General features: G+C 39.0%; 15 protein-coding genes. 12 read left to right on the top strand and 3 right to left on the bottom strand.

Annotation, left to right across the window (positions count from 1 at the left end; genetic code table 11):
• Positions 1 to 6 precede the first annotated feature (6 nt).
• The 10 genes from cyoE to FFU37_RS14565 all read left to right on the top strand — a co-directional run bounded on the left by cyoE (position 7) and on the right by FFU37_RS14565 (position 9,835).
• Complete coding sequence (gene cyoE, locus FFU37_RS14610) at positions 7 to 936, top strand: heme o synthase (protein ID WP_138489788.1); 930 nt, start codon at positions 7 to 9, stop codon at positions 934 to 936.
• Positions 933 to 1,550: an SCO family protein gene (locus tag FFU37_RS14605; protein WP_138489787.1), complete on the top strand. Its 618-nt coding sequence runs from the start codon at positions 933 to 935 to the stop codon at positions 1,548 to 1,550. Before cyoE ends, FFU37_RS14605 begins: the two co-directional genes overlap by 4 nt.
• Positions 1,551 to 1,701: 151 nt before the next feature.
• On the top strand, positions 1,702 to 1,974 hold the full coding sequence (locus FFU37_RS14600; RefSeq protein WP_024594293.1) for an STAS domain-containing protein: 273 nt from the start codon (positions 1,702 to 1,704) through the stop codon (positions 1,972 to 1,974).
• A gap of 8 nt (positions 1,975 to 1,982) precedes the next feature.
• Complete coding sequence (locus tag FFU37_RS14595; RefSeq protein WP_002959593.1) at positions 1,983 to 2,345, top strand: response regulator; 363 nt, start codon at positions 1,983 to 1,985, stop codon at positions 2,343 to 2,345.
• 10 nt (positions 2,346 to 2,355) lie between these two features.
• Positions 2,356 to 4,446 carry a chemotaxis protein CheA gene (locus tag FFU37_RS14590; protein ID WP_002959591.1) on the top strand — a complete coding sequence of 697 codons (2,091 nt, stop codon included), beginning with the start codon at positions 2,356 to 2,358 and terminating at the stop codon, positions 4,444 to 4,446.
• Positions 4,443 to 4,928, top strand: a complete 486-nt coding sequence (locus tag FFU37_RS14585) for a chemotaxis protein CheW (protein WP_002959588.1) — start codon at positions 4,443 to 4,445, stop codon at positions 4,926 to 4,928. Before FFU37_RS14590 ends, FFU37_RS14585 begins: the two co-directional genes overlap by 4 nt.
• Positions 4,929 to 4,973: 45 nt before the next feature.
• Positions 4,974 to 7,280, top strand: coding sequence for a methyl-accepting chemotaxis protein (locus tag FFU37_RS14580; protein WP_138489786.1), 2,307 nt, complete (start codon positions 4,974 to 4,976; stop codon positions 7,278 to 7,280).
• An 83-nt stretch (positions 7,281 to 7,363) separates the two neighbouring features.
• Complete coding sequence (locus FFU37_RS14575) at positions 7,364 to 8,188, top strand: CheR family methyltransferase (RefSeq protein ID WP_033020851.1); 825 nt, start codon at positions 7,364 to 7,366, stop codon at positions 8,186 to 8,188.
• Positions 8,178 to 8,795 carry a chemoreceptor glutamine deamidase CheD gene (gene cheD, locus FFU37_RS14570; protein WP_039489124.1) on the top strand — a complete coding sequence of 206 codons (618 nt, stop codon included), beginning with the start codon at positions 8,178 to 8,180 and terminating at the stop codon, positions 8,793 to 8,795. The genes FFU37_RS14575 and cheD overlap by 11 nt, the downstream gene beginning before the upstream one ends.
• 8 nt (positions 8,796 to 8,803) lie before the next feature.
• A complete protein-coding gene (locus FFU37_RS14565) occupies positions 8,804 to 9,835 on the top strand; it encodes a protein-glutamate methylesterase/protein-glutamine glutaminase (RefSeq protein WP_138489785.1) in 1,032 nt (343 codons plus the stop codon).
• Here the strand turns inward: FFU37_RS14565 and FFU37_RS14560 are convergent.
• Positions 9,825 to 10,862, bottom strand: coding sequence for a polysaccharide deacetylase family protein (locus tag FFU37_RS14560; protein WP_138489784.1), 1,038 nt, complete (start codon positions 10,860 to 10,862; stop codon positions 9,825 to 9,827). The two genes, FFU37_RS14565 and FFU37_RS14560, sit on opposite strands and share 11 nt — an antisense overlap.
• Positions 10,863 to 10,904: 42 nt before the next feature.
• Here FFU37_RS14560 and FFU37_RS14555 point away from each other — a divergent pair, with 42 nt between their 5' ends.
• Complete coding sequence (locus FFU37_RS14555) at positions 10,905 to 12,176, top strand: MATE family efflux transporter (protein WP_138489783.1); 1,272 nt, start codon at positions 10,905 to 10,907, stop codon at positions 12,174 to 12,176.
• 9 nt (positions 12,177 to 12,185) lie between these two features.
• Here FFU37_RS14555 and FFU37_RS14550 read toward each other — a convergent pair whose 3' ends face one another.
• Together FFU37_RS14550 and nfuA are read right to left on the bottom strand one after the other, a co-directional pair.
• Positions 12,186 to 12,455 carry a hypothetical protein gene (locus tag FFU37_RS14550; RefSeq protein ID WP_002959572.1) on the bottom strand — a complete coding sequence of 90 codons (270 nt, stop codon included), beginning with the start codon at positions 12,453 to 12,455 and terminating at the stop codon, positions 12,186 to 12,188.
• A gap of 9 nt (positions 12,456 to 12,464) precedes the next feature.
• Entirely contained in the window at positions 12,465 to 13,040 is a 576-nt protein-coding gene (nfuA, locus tag FFU37_RS14545) for a Fe-S biogenesis protein NfuA (RefSeq protein ID WP_002959571.1), read from the bottom strand.
• Positions 13,041 to 13,186: 146 nt separating this feature from the next.
• On the opposite strand from nfuA, the gene FFU37_RS14540 reads away from it, so the two are divergent.
• A complete protein-coding gene (locus tag FFU37_RS14540; RefSeq protein ID WP_138489782.1) occupies positions 13,187 to 15,742 on the top strand; it encodes a M14 family zinc carboxypeptidase in 2,556 nt (851 codons plus the stop codon).
• Positions 15,743 to 15,777 lie beyond the last annotated feature (35 nt).

Raw genomic sequence — 15,777 nt, 5'->3', positions numbered from 1 at the left:
AATATAATGGCACTTATAATTGATAAAAAAATACTGCTACCCGTTAATACTCAATCGCTAATTTCGCGTACTCATAATTTGCTGCAAGACTACTTAGCAATTAGTAAATTTAAAGTGGTAGCCATGCTGGTACTAACAGCTTGGGTTGGTTTAGCGCTGGCTCCTGATGTAGGGCGAGGTATGGCTGTACAGTTTATTAGCTTGTTAGGTATAGGACTACTTTCTGCTGCTGCAGCGGTTATTAATCATGTGGTTGATAGTGAGATAGACTCAAAAATGGCAAGGACTCGTCATCGTCCTGTGGCTAAAGGGCGCTTAAGTAAAACACATGCGCTTAGCTTTGCAGCTGTTATTGGGGTTGCTGGTTTTATTATGTTGATGGTGTGGGCTAATACCTTAACCGCTATATTAACGTTATTTGCATTGGTAGGTTATGCATTTGTTTATACATCATTTTTAAAGCGTGCTACACCGCAAAATATTGTTATAGGTGGGTTGGCTGGCGCAATGCCTCCATTATTAGGTTGGGTGTCAGAAACAAACCAAATGGCAGCAGCCCCTTGGTTACTTGTAATGATAATATTTACCTGGACTCCGCCACACTTTTGGGCGCTGGCTATAGCACGAAAAAGTGATTACGAACGCGCTAAAATTCCTATGTTACCAGTAACCCATGGAATCGACTTTTGTAAAACGTGCGTCGTTGCCTACTCCGTTTTACTCGCTGTTGTTTGCGTATTGCCTTATTTAATTGGTATGTCTGGATTAATATATTTAATAGGTGCGTGTGTATTAAATGCAGTGTTTATATATAAAGCCGTCAAATTAAAAATTGCTGGAAATGATGAGACTGCAATGGACTTATTTCGTTTTTCGATTATTCATTTAATGGTACTCTTTGTAATCTTATTTATAGATAAATGGCTCCCTTTATGAAGCAGTTATGGCTTGGATTAATTGTTATTTTAGTTTTGTTTTTATCGGCATGTTCAAACGAAAATAGTCCGCCAGATGTAGATGCATTAGTTTACGAAAATGCAAAGCCACTGTCTGATTTTACGTTAAACGATCAGCGCGGCGAATTAGTGACTAAGCAACAATTTTTAGGACAGTGGAATTTAGTATTTTTAGGCTATACAAGCTGTCCAGATATTTGTCCATTAACACTTGCTAAGTTAAATGCTGTTTATAAAAACTTACAGGCAGATTATCCGCTACAAATTTGGTTTTTATCGGTTGATCCAAAACGCGATACACCAGCTAAACGAAAGCAATATATAGATTACTTTAATCCTGACTTTTTAGCTGTATCAGGGGAACATAAACACCTTTTTCCTGTTGTTAGAGAGCTTGGTTTAATTTACGCGATTAGCGATAGTAGTGAATCAGAATATGCAGTTGATCATAGTGCTTCGGTCGCTATGGTTGATCAAAATGGAGCTGTTAGAGCTATTTTTAAACCAGAATTTAAACAAGGTAGTGTGCCATTAATTAATGCGACGACTTTAACGAAAGAGTTTAAAAAAATAGCCGATTACTACAAAGACTAGTTTTTACTTTTTACCAATTTGAAAGGAGCTTTAGGCTCCTTTTTTTGTTTTTTAACGACGATTTAAATTTAATTAAGCATTTTATGGCAATTTTAATAACTAGGGCTAAGCTTTTGTTATGAATTGAATTGACAGGGAATGCACCTACTAAATGCTAAAACTTCCGAGCGAACTTGCTATTACGCAAGTTGAAACACTACATCAAGATTTACTGCACGAACTCAATAGCAACGATGATATCTGTCTTGATATTAACGATGTGATTTCTGCTGATACTGCCTCAATTCAACTTTTATGCGCCTTACAAAAACACCTACTTACCATACAGCACAAAATCATTTGGGTAGGCAGTAGCAAGGCCTTAACACATACAATCAATAAACTTGGCTTAAGCCAATACTTAACAACCGAAAGTAAAAGTTAGGGGTATATATGAAAAGAATTTTAGCGGTTGATGACTCAGCATCGATGCGTCAAATGGTGAGCTTTACATTAAAAACCGCAGGGTTTGATGTAACCGAAGCTAAAGATGGCAGTGAAGCTCTCGCTATTGCCAAGCAGCAAGACTTTGATGCCGTGATCTCAGATGTAAACATGCCAATAATGGATGGAATTACATTAATACGAGAGCTGCGTACTTTGCCTAGTTATAAATTTACACCATTACTGATGCTTACAACTGAGTCGGGTTTAGAAAAAAAAGTAGAAGGTAAAGCTGCTGGGGCAACAGGCTGGATTGTTAAACCATTTAATCCCGATCAGCTACTAGCGGTAATTAAAAAAGTTATTCGCTAAGGAGCGCAGTGTGAGTATAGATTTAAGTCAATTTTTTGAAGTTTTCTTTGAAGAGAGTTTTGAAGGCCTAGATACCATGGAGGCTGAGCTATTAAACTTAGTGCCAGGTGAGGAAGATTTAGAAACTATCAACACTATTTTTAGAGCTGCTCACTCAATAAAAGGAGGCAGTGGGACATTTGGTTTTAGCTCCGTTGCTGACTTTACTCATGTACTTGAAACATTACTCGATCAAATTCGCCAAGGTGAACGAGAGCTTAGTACCGAGCATGTTAATTTATTACTCAAAGCTGTGGATTGCTTACGCGCTTTACTTGCTGCACTTCAAGGTGAACAAGAGCCGGATTTAACCGAAGCAGATTTGTTAAAAGTACAATTTGAACATGTACTTGGAATGAAAAATGAAACACATGAGAATAAACCTCAAAGCTGTGAAGAGCAAACAAGTAGTAATACCTATCAAATAGACTTTAAACCTCATCATCATTTATTTAAAACAGGAAACGAGCCACTGTATATGATCAGTGAGCTTGAAGAGCTAGGTGAGTTAGAAACCACAGTATTTTACGATGAAGTTCCAGAAATCACCGATTTAAGTAGTGATGAATGTTTTTTACATTGGCGCTTTTTTTTAAGCACTAGCCATGATGAAAAAGCCATAAAAGAAGTGTTTGAATGGGTTGAAGACGATGCCGATATAAAAGTTGAATTATGTGGCGGCTTATTTGGCAATGATGAGCCAATTCCACCTAATCAAGATGAGATACCTAAAGCTGTTGAGCTTGAAGAACCCGATTCAATAAAAGTAGCTGAGTTACCAAGTAAGCCACAGCAACCCGTTGCTAATAAAGATAAAAAACCTGCAAGTACACCAGAGTCTACCTCCATTCGCGTTGGCATTGATAAAGTTGATTCGTTAATAAATATGGTAGGTGAACTTGTTATTACACAAGCCATGCTAAATCAACTCAGCGAACAAGAAATCACACCAGCCACAATCACTTTACTACAAGAAGGCTTAGCACAGCTTGCACATAATACGCGTGATTTACAAGAAAATGTGATGCGTATTCGTATGCTCCCAATTAATTTTGTATTTAGTCGTTTTCCTCGATTAGTGCGAGATATAGCGCAAAAGCTAAATAAGCAGGTTGAGCTAAAGCTGATCGGAGAGCAAACCGAGCTTGATAAAACAGTAATGGAAAAAATATCTGACCCTATGGTGCATTTAGTAAGGAACTCACTTGATCATGGGTTAGAGACTGTTGAGCAAAGACTGGCGGCAGGTAAAGATCCCGTTGGCACAGTAACCTTAAATGCATTTCATCAGGGTGGAAACATCGTTATTGAAATAATGGATGATGGGCAAGGGTTAAATACAAAAAAAATAAAAGAAAAAGCCATCGCTAACGAATTAATCTCAGCTGATAACCATCTCAGTGACGATGAAATAAATGAGCTTATTTTTATGCCGGGCTTTTCGACAATGGATGAGGTAAGTGACTTATCTGGACGTGGAGTTGGGATGGATGTTGTTAAGCGAAATATCCAATCATTAAATGGCTCAGTGGAAGTAACCTCAGCGCCCGGTGTTGGTTCTACGTTTACTATTAGATTACCCCTTACTCTCGCTATTTTAGATGGGCAATTAGTTAAGGTGGCTCAGCATACTTATATTATTCCGCTCATTTCTATTGTGGAGTCACTGCAAATTGATATTGCAAAAGTGAGTCGAGTGGGTAAAAGCCTTGATGTATTGAGGCTTCGAGACGAATACATTCCTATATTAAGACTCTACGATATTTTTAATCATAAAAATGCTATTGAATCACTCGATAAAACGCTGCTTGTTGTTGTAGAAACAGATAACCAAAAGGTGGGTTTATTAGTTGATGATTTACTGTCTCAACAGCAGGTTGTTATTAAAAGTTTAGAGGCAAACTACCATAAAGTGGATGGCGTATCGGGAGCCACTATTTTAGGAGATGGGCGTGTATCGCTGATTGTGGACATTAGCGGCTTGATAAAGCTCTCAGGCTTAAAAAAGCCAGGTAGCCAAGAACTAACTATTGAAACGCAAGCCACTTTGGAGGCGTTATGAGCTCAGATCAAAGCCAGTTAAGTAACCAATTAAATCTTCAGCAACAGCAAGGTGTAAAACAGTTTTTAACTTTTATTATGGCTGATGAAGAATATGGCGTTGATATTTTAACAGTACAAGAAATCCGCAGCTGGGAAGAAATTACAGTACTGCCCAATGCACCTGAATTTGTAAAAGGCGTTATTAATTTACGCGGAACAATAGTGCCAATTATTGATTTACGGTTGCGCTTTGGATTACCAAGTGTCGACTATGGACCATTAACGGTGGTTATCGTTGTCAAAATAGAATTTGAACTAGGTAGTAAAATTATAGGTGTTGCTGTTGATGCCGTCTCTGATGTTTACAGTATTGCGGAGCAAGATGCGAAAGCGGTTCCTAGTTTGTCTGAATCGAGTAATTGTGAATATGTAGCTGGGTTGGTGAATGTTGGTGAAAAAATGGTAGCGCTAATTGACCTGCAAAAAACAATGAATATTTAGCAAATAGAAACTAAATGAATAATAAACTTAAAGGTGGTGATGAGCATGGGATGGTTTAGTAATCCAAAGCAGTCAAAATCAAGTAATGATTTAATTGTAGACGCATTGAATAAATCATTAGCGGTGATTGAATTTGAACCTAACGGAAAAATAATTACTGCAAATATGAATTTTCTAAACGCGATGGGCTATCGTCTTGAGGAGGTTCAAGGCCAGCATCACTCGATGTTTGTTGACCCAGATGAAGCTCAGGGCAACGATTATAAAAACTTTTGGCAACGCCTGCGTAATGGCGAGTTTATCTCAGATGAGTTTAAGCGTAATGCAAAAGGTGGAGCTGAGGTATGGATCCAAGCAACTTATAACCCAATTGTTGATGAGCAAGGGCAAGTATTAAAAGTAGTTAAGTTTGCCACCGACGTGACTGAGCAAAAGTTAATAACAGCAGAAGCTTCAGGGCAAATTAGTGCTATAAGTAAATCTCAAGCGGTTATCGAATTTAATTTAGATGGCACTATTATTGATGCCAATGATAACTTTTTAAATGCGCTTGGCTATCAACTTAGCGAGATTAAAGGCCAGCACCATAGGCTTTTTATTGATCCCGAACATGCAAATAGTATCGAATATAAAGAATTTTGGGCCAAACTAGGTCGCGGTGAATTTGATTCTGGGGAATATTTAAGAATAGGAAAGCAGGGTCAGGAGGTTTGGATTCAAGCATCTTATAACCCAATTTATGATATGAACGGCAAGCCGTTTAAAGTGATTAAATATGCATCTGATATTACTGAACAAAAAGAGCTTGAAAAAGCATCTCGCAAAGCAGCCGATTTAGCAAATGCGCTTAAAGTGTGCCAAGCAAACGTAATGATTGCTGATGAAAACCTTAAAATAGTATTTGTGAACGACCGTGTTCAGCAAATGCTAAAAGTTCGCGAAAAAGAATTACAAACCGTATTGCCAAGCTTTTCTGTTGATAATTTAATTGGCACCTGTGTTGATGATTTTCATAAGCACCCTAATCATCAACGTGATTTATTAAAAAACCTAGATAAGCCCTATAAAGCCGAGCTACTGTTAGCAGGTGTCACTTTTACCTTGATTGCTTCACCTTGGATCAGTCAAGACGGAAAGCATTTAGGCACCATTGTTGAGTGGGAAGATAGAACCAATGAAGTTGCGCTTGAAAAAGAAATTGCTGAGCTTATTGGCGCTGCAGGTAATGGCGAATTAGATACAAGAGTTGCGGAAGATGGGAAGGAAGGGTTCTTTTTACGTTTGGCCCAAGGGTTAAATAGCTTAGTTAAAATAGTTGATGATGCCGTTGCCGACACGGGCAATATGCTCGATGCGATGGCAAGTGGTGATTTATCAAAGCGTATTGAAAAAGAATACAAAGGTTCTTTTGATAAGCTTAAACGCGACGCAAATGCAACGGCAGATAAATTAACAGAAGTGATTAATCGCATAAATTCATCAGCAACGTTAGTAGCCAGTGGAGCAGAAGAAATCTCTCAAGGTAATGCTGATTTAAGCCAACGTACAGAAGAGCAAGCCTCGTCACTTGAAGAAACCGCTTCAAGTATGGAGGAAATGACCAGTACCGTTCGTCAAAATGCTGATAACGCAAAAGTAGCGAACGATCTAGCAGAAGAAACCTGTGAAAAAGCAATTCAAGGTGGTGAAGTTGTTAATAGAGCTGTTACGAGCATGTCGGCAATTAATGAGTCGAGCAAAAAAATTGCAGATATTATCGGTGTCATCGATGAAATAGCATTTCAAACTAATTTATTAGCGCTTAATGCTGCAGTAGAAGCTGCAAGAGCCGGTGAGCAAGGTCGAGGCTTTGCGGTTGTTGCAGGTGAGGTTCGTAACTTAGCGCAGCGCTCTGCGGGCGCAGCGAAAGAAATTAAAGAGTTAATACGAGATAGTGTAGGCAAAGTAGCTGATGGCTCTCAATTAGTTAATGAGTCGGGCGCTACACTTAAAGAGATTGTTGTGTCAGTGCAAAGAGTGACGCAAATGATTTCTGATATTACAGAGGCATCTGAAGAGCAAAGTGCAGGTATTGAACAAGTTAATAAAGCTATTTCTCAAATGGACGAAATGACGCAACAAAATGCCGCTCTAGTAGAGCAAGCCTCTGCTGCTGGTGAGTCTATGGCTGAGCAAGCTAATGAGATGCGCCGATTACTTAACTTTTTCTCAGTAGATCAGCAAGAGATGACAATGATGTCATCAACTATGCGAACCCCTGAACTATCTCATAAGCCGCAAAGTCGTTTTGTGAGTAATAAGCCCAGGGGCGATAACTTTGTAGACTCAGCTGATGAGTGGGAAGAGTTTTAATATTTAGCCTTTTTATGCCTCGTCTAATAAATAGTTACAGCGAGGCACTACTTGTTAGCGTTAGGTTTAATTGAGAGCGAACAATGAAAGAGTTTTTGTGTACCGACCGCGACTTTAAGGAAATTGCCAGTTTAGTTTACAGCGCATGTGGAATTGTATTAGGGGATCATAAGCGAGAGATGGTTTATTCACGCTTAGCAAGACGTATTAGGGAGCGTAAATTAACTGATTTTAAAGCTTACTTAGAGTATCTGAATAGTCATAAAGATCAGGAGTTTGATGCCTTTATTAATGCAATAACAACGAACTTAACGTCTTTTTTTCGTGAAATACATCACTTTGAATTTATAAAATCTGAGCTTGTACCTGCTCTTTTAAAGGCTAATAAAAACAGTAAGCGAGTAAGAATCTGGTCTGCAGGTTGCTCCACAGGGGAAGAGCCTTACAGTTTGGCGATGACTTTAAATAACGCATTTCCGAGCAATTGGGATGTAAAAATACTAGCAACCGATTTAGATTCTAATGTATTGGCAAAAGCACAAAAAGGTATTTACACCGCGGCGAATGTTAATGGCTTAGATGACGTGCAACTTAAGCGTTGGTTTTTAAAAAGTAAAGACGGTGAAAATTATAAAGTTAGAGATAAACTAAAAGAGTCTATTTCTTTCAAGCGTTTAAACTTATTGCAAGACTGGCCAATGAAAGGATCATTTGATCTTATTTTATGTCGTAATGTTGTTATTTACTTTGATAAAGAAACAAAAGATCAGCTTTTTAAGCGCTACGCTAATATATTAAATGAACAAGGTTATTTGTTTTTAGGTCACTCAGAAAGTATGGGTAAAGAGCATTCACAATTCAAAAATTTAGGGAAAACTATGTACCAAAAGGGACAAAATGCACGCTGAGTTTAGGCCGGTATTACCTAACTTTGAACACATTAAACGATATTGGGATTCGGGCCGAGGTAGCGTTGTAGCTAAAGTACTTCCGGGTGAGTTTTATGTTTCTAAAAATAATGAACTGATCTCTACAGTTCTGGGTTCGTGTATTGCGGCTTGTGTATACGATGAAGTACTTGGTATTGGCGGGATGAATCACTTTATGTTACCAATTCAAAAGGGAGTAGAACTTAAAAATGCGCATAGTTTAAGTTGTCGGTACGGTAATTGGGCTATGGAGTATCTTATAAACGAAGTTTTAAAAAATGGCGCGTCTCGGTGTAACCTAAAAGTAAAACTTTTTGGCGGGGGGAAAATTATTAGTGCTATGACTGATATAGGGCTGGGTAATATTAGTTTTGCAGCAGCGTATATTAAAGAAGAGGCATTAAATCTAGTTGCCCATGATATGGGGGGGCCGTGGCCGCGAAAAATATTTTTTCATCCGAATACCGGTAAAGTTCACATGAAAAAACTTAAAAACCTACATAATAATACGATTGAAAAACGCGAAGTTCGTTACTTACAAAACCTTAAAAAGCAAGAAGTAGTAACCGATATAGAGCTGTTTTAGGAGTATGCATGATTAAAGTATTAATAATTGACGACTCCCCTTTAATTAGGCGTTTACTCACTGAAATATTACAACAAGCTAAAGACATTACAGTAGTGGGGAGTGCAGAGGATCCCTATGAAGCTCGCGAAATGATAAAAAAACTCAGTCCTGATGTATTAACGCTCGACGTAGAAATGCCAAAAATGGATGGTATTAGTTTTTTAAAAAACTTAATGCGATTAAGACCAATGCCAGTAGTGATGATTTCAACTCTGACGCAAAAAGGCTCTCCTATCACACTAGAAGCACTCGAATTAGGGGCTGTTGATTTTATAGCTAAGCCTACTAATAACGTAAGAGAGCAATTGAGCCAATATGCATCACTTGTCCAACAAAAGGTGCGAATAGCTGCTGGAGCAAGAGTAAGAAGCTATAAAAAAACGATCGTCACAAATGAGCCTATTAATACTCATTCTCAGTTTTTACTTAATAAAGTAATAGCGATAGGTGCTTCAACGGGAGGTACTGAGGCTATAAAAGAAGTACTTATTAAAATGCCACAAAATTGCCCGCCAATTGTAATTACTCAGCATATTCCTCCAGTGTTTAGCGCTTCATTTGCTGAGCGAATGAATCGTACATGCACGATAAATGTGAAAGAAGCTGAACATGGCGATAAGCTTAGCGCGGGCTGGGCTTATATAGCACCGGGTGGGTTTCATTTAAGTATTAAAAAACGAGGTGTTAGCTTATATTGCCAGCTTGATGATGGCGAGCCGGTGAACAGACATAAACCTGCGGTAGATGTGTTGTTTAACTCATTAGTTGAAACTGGGGCTAAAAACGTAGTTGCAGCCATACTAACAGGAATGGGGAGTGATGGCGCAAAAGGGTTACTTGCACTAAAACAAAACGGTGCACATACCTTGGCTCAAGATGAGTATTCGTCTGTGGTATGGGGTATGCCTAAAGCAGCTGCTGAGCTAAATGCAGCTGACGAGATAGTTGCGCTGGATAAAATAACCCAGCGGCTTTTACATCAGGCTGTTAAGGTTTAGATGCTTCAATTACCCAAGGCTGCGAAAACCAAAAGTAATCACCAGGGCTTGAAATAGAAGGGGCCGTGCAATTAAAACGAGAACGCCCTTTATTAAGCACCTTTGGTGAGGTGATTTCGACAGTATTTTTAGTTATCCATTTTAAATCTGCTTGGCCTACGCTTGATACATAACAGGCAAATTGGCTCTTATGAAAATCACCCATCTTAAATTCAATTGTGAGCGTGGGTGGATTCTGCTGTGTAACGCTATCTTGATAAGTTAAATTGGTGATATTAAACGCGCGTGAGTTAAGCTTAGTAATAAGAGTTTCTAGTTTGCTGTAAAAGCCTGATGCAGGAAAACGCGGCAAGCGGCTAAAATTAGAATCTTTATTTACAGCGCCTGAGTGCTGGCCAATACCCACAAAGCCAAGCTCTGTCACGAGTGCTTGCAGCTCGTTATTAAACTCACCATACGGGTATGCTAAGTATTTATAGTTGTGGCCTATTTCTTCTTTTATGCGCTTTTGAGAGTTAAGAATATCTTGCTTAATACGTGAGTGCCATTGTGCATCGGTTTCGTTTTCAAGCTTAAGGTGTAAGTAATCATGTTGTCCGCTATGATTGGCTATTAATGCCCCTTTTTTAGATAATTCTTTGAGCTTATCCCACCCCATTACGTAACTCATACCTTCGTCTATTAATTTAGGATTTACAAAGATAGTGTACGGGTAGCCAAACTTTTCTAAAATAGGTGCAGCTTGTTCATAGTTATTGTTATAACCATCATCAAAGGTGATGGCGAGTGTTTTATCAGGTAAAGTTTCACCTTGTTGAAGCGCCCTAATTAACTCATTAAGAGGAATAACGTTAAAGTTGTGCTCTTTTAAATAGCTTAAATGCTCCGTAAATGTATTTGCGCTAACGCTCGTGACAGCGGGTAGGGTTTCACTAACATGATGATACTGTAAAATAACGGCTGCTTGAGCCCGTACAGATACACTAATGAGGATAAATAACATTAAATGAAACAATTTCTTATACATAATAAGGCACACCATAAAAGCTTGCTGTTGTTAGCGGGTCCGATGATACTATCAAATATCACAGTGCCGTTGTTAGGAATTGTTGATACTGCTGTAATTGGGCACTTAGGAAGCGCTCATTACTTAGCTGGAATTGCCCTTGGCTCTGCAGTTATATCTATTTTATTTTGGCTTGCTGGTTTTTTAAGAATGAGCACCACGGGACTCGTGGCACAAGCATACGGAAAAAACGATTTAACCCAACTTGCCGCTTTACTTAAACGAAGCCTATTGCTTGCAAGCGCAGTGGCCGTGCTATTAATTGTGTTATCCCCATTAATAAAGCACGCGATTGCTTACCTCTCCGCAGCTAATGGCGACGTACTTAACCAAGCTTATCAGTATTTTAGCATTCGTATTTTTAGTGCTCCAGCAGCATTATGTAATTTAGTGTTACTGGGTTGGATGCTTGGTGTGCATTATGGTCGAGGTCCATTTTATTTATTACTCGTTACTAATATCGTTAATATAGTGCTCGATATTTATTTTGTTGTTTATTTAGATTGGGCAGTTGCAGGCGCTGCATGGGCGTCACTTATTGCTGACTATACAGCACTAGTATTTGCACTGTTTTTAGTGGCTAAACTAGCTAAAAAACAAGACATTGATCTAAATGTACCGAACTGGTTGAGTATTAGCAAAATGGCTGAATTATTGAGTTTGAATAGAGATATATTTATTCGCTCTTTAATACTGCAATTATGCTTTAGTTTTATGACATTTTACGCGGCGCGTATAGGCGAAACCACATTAGCTGCTAATGCTGTTTTACTTAACTTTTTAATGTTGGTGAGCTTTGCTCTTGATGGCGTTGCTTACGCGTCTGAGGCAAAAGTAGGGCAAGCTAAAGGCCAAGGAAGTGTTAAAAACATAGAGCTTTGGGTTAAAATAAGTGTATTTTGGGGTATGCTTTTTGGTGTGTTATATAGCCTATTTTTTGCATTATTTGGCAACACCATAATCAAGCTTTTAACCAATGTGCCAGAGGTTATTCAAGAGGCAACGCATTATTTACCATGGATAGTAGTATTACCAATTTTGGCCATGAGCTGCTTTTTGTTTGATGGTGTTTTTGTAGGGCTTACGCGAGCAAAGAACATGCGTAACAGTATGATACTTTCAGCTGGAGTTGGCTTTTTTGGTGTGTTTTGGGTGTTTATAGACTTGCAAAATAACGGGTTATGGCTGGCTATGAGCTGTTTTATGTTAATGCGCGGGGTTACATTAATAATTAAATATCACCATTTAAAAATAAATAATCAGCTATTAGATTAAATAAATGATTTATTTCCAGAGATCGGGGTCGTGGTGTTTAGGGCCCATATCTTTTAAAACTTGTGAAAAACGATTAGCAAAAATACCGCAGTAGCCCCAACCGGCAAAAAATAATGCGGGGAGTAAAATTATAACGCCAATTATTTGTAAGCTGTAGTGGGTGTAATACCCAATAGATATGAATATCACGGCTAGCACAAACAGTGCTAAGCCGCGAAAAAAGCGCTTTAAGCTCAGCTTAGGATTGCTCCCTAAGCGATAGATAAGCTGCTTTAGCATTTACAAGGCCTAATAGTAAGAGTGATCGCCCGCTTCGTGTTCTGTTATATCAGCAACACCGGTGATTTCTTCAAACTTAGCTATCATTTCTTTTTCAATGCCTTCTTTTAGTGTTACATCGATCATAGAACAACCGTTACAACCACCACCAAACTGAAGTATAGCTATACCTGCAGCTGTAATCTCAACAAGGCTTACTTGACCACCGTGGTTAGCAAGTTGTGGGTTTACTTCGGTTTCTAGCATGTGCTGTACACGTTCGTTTAACGATGCATCGTCACCTATTTTACGCGCCTTTGCATTTGGTGCTTTTAGCGTCAACTGAGTACCCATTTTGTCGGTAACAAAATCGATTTCAGCTTCTTCTAAAAATGGAGCACTTTCTGCATCTACAACGGCATCAAAACCGTTAAAGTTTAGGCGAATATCGCTCGCTTCTACAGCGTCTTCTGGACAATAAGACACACCACATTCCGCTTGTGATGAACCAGGGTTTACAACAAACACACGAATATTGGTTTGTTGTGATTGATCTGCTAATAGTTTAGCAAAATGCGCTTGCGCTGTTTCGGAAATAGAAATCATAAAACCATCTATACTTGACTAAATTACTCGGATACTGCGTATCATACTCCGCTCATCGTGTTGCGGCTAGTGTTGAGCGTAAAAAGTTGGCATCTATTTTAAGCAATGGTAGCGTGCAAACAACGAACATTTTTTGAGTGATTTATATGCGTTTGGTATTAACATTAATGGTGGTGTTGCTTAGCTTTTCAAGTGTAGCTAAGCCACTTTCGTATTATTTTGAACAAGATGTAAAATTTGACCCTTCAATTCCTACTCCTGAGCAAGTACTCGGTTACGAAGTAGGAGAGTGGCACGTGAGACACGATCAGCTCGTACGTTATATGGAAATACTTGCTGATAAAAGCGACCGTATAAATTTTGAAGTGATTGGCCGCACACATGAACAACGCCCCCTTGTCATGCTAACAATTACAGCAGCTGATAAGTTATCAAGCATAGAGCAGACACGCCAAGCTCACTTAGCACGCTTAAGTAACGATGGATCAGATGCTAATTCTACAAAGCAGCCTGCCGTTGTATGGATGGGGTATAGTGTGCATGGTAATGAGTCATCAGGTAGTAACTCATCTTTGCTGGTGGCATATTACTTAGCTGCTGCACAAGGTGCTGAAATAGATGAGTTATTAAATAACACGGTTATTTTACTCGACCCTTCGCTTAATCCTGACGGACTTGCTCGTTTTGCTAATTGGGCCAACAGTAACCGAGGTATGAACTTATCAAGCGACCCTAAAACTCGTGAACATGTTGAAAACTGGCCAAGCAGTCGTACCAATCATTACTGGTTTGATTTAAATCGTGACTGGTTATTACTACAACATCCTGAATCGCGCGCGCGTATTGCTAAATTTCATCAGTGGAAACCAAATGTCTTAACCGATTTTCATGAAATGGGACCAAACAGCAGTTACTTTTTTCAGCCAGGTATTCCTAGTCGTAAGCATCCTATAACACCGGATGAAAATGTAACGTTAACTAAAGCGATTGCTAACTATCACGCAAAAACGTTAGATGAAAACAACGCACTGTACTTTACTGAAGAAAGCTTTGACGACTTCTATTACGGTAAAGGTTCAACCTATCCCGATGTAAATGGCGGCATAGGCATTTTATTTGAGCAAGCAAGTTCTCGCGGGCATATCCAAGACACTATAAATGGACCTTTGAGCTTTCCCTTTACTATTAAAAATCAACTATTAACGAGTTTATCTACCTTTAAAGCCGCTGTTGATAACCGCCAAGCATTACTTGATTACCAAGCTAAGTTTTACAATCAAGCTACTGATTTAGCCAGCGATGAAAGCTTTGAAGGTTATGTAATTGAGGGCGCGGATGACAACACTCGTATTAAAGATTTTTTAGGGTTGTTGAAACAGCATCAAATAGATGCTTTTTTGCTTACTAAATCACTCAAGGCAAATGGCAACAACTATACAACCAATAGCTACTTTGTGCCCTTAGCCCAGCCACAGTACCGCCTAATAAAAGCTATTTTTAGCGAGCAAAAAAACTTTGCTGATAATACCTTTTATGACGTATCTGGCTGGACTTTACCGCATGCGTTCAACTTACCTTTTGCAAAAGTAAAAAGCAGTTGGGGTTTAGAGGTTGCAAGTACACCGTGGCAAAAAGCGGTAAAACCTTCTTTTGCTTCACTTGAGCAAGGCTATGCGTTTGGCTTTTCGTGGGATGATTACCTAGCACCTAAAATGCTAAACAGCCTTTTAAAGCAAGGTATTAAAGCGCGTGTAGCGCTAAGCCCATTAACAGCCAAATCAAACTCAAGTGAAGTAAGCTTTGATGCTGGTAGTATTATTGTGCCAGCAGGCTTACAAACGAATAGTGATTGGGTTGGAATATTAAATAAAGCACAAAACGAGTTTGGAATTGCAATCAAGCCTATTAACTCAGGTCTTACAAGTAAAGGAGCCGATTTAGGGTCTCGTACAATGGCGGTTGTTAACGAGCCAAAAGTATTATTGGTAGGTGGTAAAGGCGTAAGCCAGTACGAAGCTGGGGAAGTATGGTATTACCTCGATCGCTTTGTAGGTGTTGCGCCAACAATTGTTGAAATGGAGCGTTTAAACTCTATTGAACTCAGTAATTACAGCCATATAGTACTTGCTCATGGTAACTACAATAGCTTATCTGATACCGACAAAGTGGCTATAAAAAGCTGGGTAAGAAAAGGCGGCGTTATTTGGGGCCATAAAGGGGGTGCTAAATTTTTAGCTGATCAGCAATTACTCAAAGCAAGCTATCTATCACGCCAAGATGTAGCAAGTGCATTTAAAACAAAAGGTTTAAGCTACGCCGATAAGGACCATTTAGCAGGACGTCAACGTATTGCAGGTGCTATTTTTAATACTAATGTAGATTTAACTCATCCGCTTACATTTTCACTTAAGCGCAATACATTGCCCGTATTCAAAAACAGTACTTGGTTGCTAGAAGCTTCCGATGCGCCATTCGTAAATGTACTTACCTACACTAAAAACCCATTATTGGCAGGTTTTACTGATGCCGTTAATGTTGATCAAGTTGCTGGTGGTGCTGGCTTAATTGCGCACTCATATGGACGAGGTACAGTAATAGGCATGACCGACGACCCTGTATTTAGGGGTTACTGGTATGGGACTAGTCGACTACTAAGCAATGCGTTATTTTTTGGTCATACGTTTCGTGCAAATGGCGAATAATACCAATTAGCTTAATTAAGTAATCTATTTTGAGG

Source organism: Pseudoalteromonas distincta, from assembly GCF_005877035.1.
Lineage (GTDB): Bacteria > Pseudomonadota > Gammaproteobacteria > Enterobacterales > Alteromonadaceae > Pseudoalteromonas > Pseudoalteromonas distincta.
Note: the sequence above shows the minus strand (reverse complement) of the source record. Positions and strands in the feature narration are given on the sequence as shown.

Excerpts from the sequence above, each read along its gene's own strand:
- FFU37_RS14600 (WP_024594293.1), top strand. The coding sequence starts at position 1,702 with ATGCTAAAACTTCCGAGCGAACTTGCTATTACGCAAGTTGAAACACTA.
- FFU37_RS14585 (WP_002959588.1), top strand. The coding sequence starts at position 4,443 with ATGAGCTCAGATCAAAGCCAGTTAAGTAACCAATTAAATCTTCAGCAA.
- FFU37_RS14595 (WP_002959593.1), top strand. The coding sequence starts at position 1,983 with ATGAAAAGAATTTTAGCGGTTGATGACTCAGCATCGATGCGTCAAATG.
- FFU37_RS14555 (WP_138489783.1), top strand. The coding sequence starts at position 10,905 with ATGATACTATCAAATATCACAGTGCCGTTGTTAGGAATTGTTGATACT.
- cyoE (WP_138489788.1), top strand. The coding sequence starts at position 7 with ATGGCACTTATAATTGATAAAAAAATACTGCTACCCGTTAATACTCAA.
- FFU37_RS14540 (WP_138489782.1), top strand. The coding sequence starts at position 13,187 with ATGCGTTTGGTATTAACATTAATGGTGGTGTTGCTTAGCTTTTCAAGT.
- cheD (WP_039489124.1), top strand. The coding sequence starts at position 8,178 with ATGCACGCTGAGTTTAGGCCGGTATTACCTAACTTTGAACACATTAAA.
- FFU37_RS14575 (WP_033020851.1), top strand. The coding sequence starts at position 7,364 with ATGAAAGAGTTTTTGTGTACCGACCGCGACTTTAAGGAAATTGCCAGT.
- FFU37_RS14550 (WP_002959572.1), bottom strand. The coding sequence starts at position 12,455 with ATGCTAAAGCAGCTTATCTATCGCTTAGGGAGCAATCCTAAGCTGAGC.
- nfuA (WP_002959571.1), bottom strand. The coding sequence starts at position 13,040 with ATGATTTCTATTTCCGAAACAGCGCAAGCGCATTTTGCTAAACTATTA.
- FFU37_RS14565 (WP_138489785.1), top strand. The coding sequence starts at position 8,804 with ATGATTAAAGTATTAATAATTGACGACTCCCCTTTAATTAGGCGTTTA.
- FFU37_RS14580 (WP_138489786.1), top strand. The coding sequence starts at position 4,974 with ATGGGATGGTTTAGTAATCCAAAGCAGTCAAAATCAAGTAATGATTTA.
- FFU37_RS14605 (WP_138489787.1), top strand. The coding sequence starts at position 933 with ATGAAGCAGTTATGGCTTGGATTAATTGTTATTTTAGTTTTGTTTTTA.
- FFU37_RS14560 (WP_138489784.1), bottom strand. The coding sequence starts at position 10,862 with ATGTATAAGAAATTGTTTCATTTAATGTTATTTATCCTCATTAGTGTA.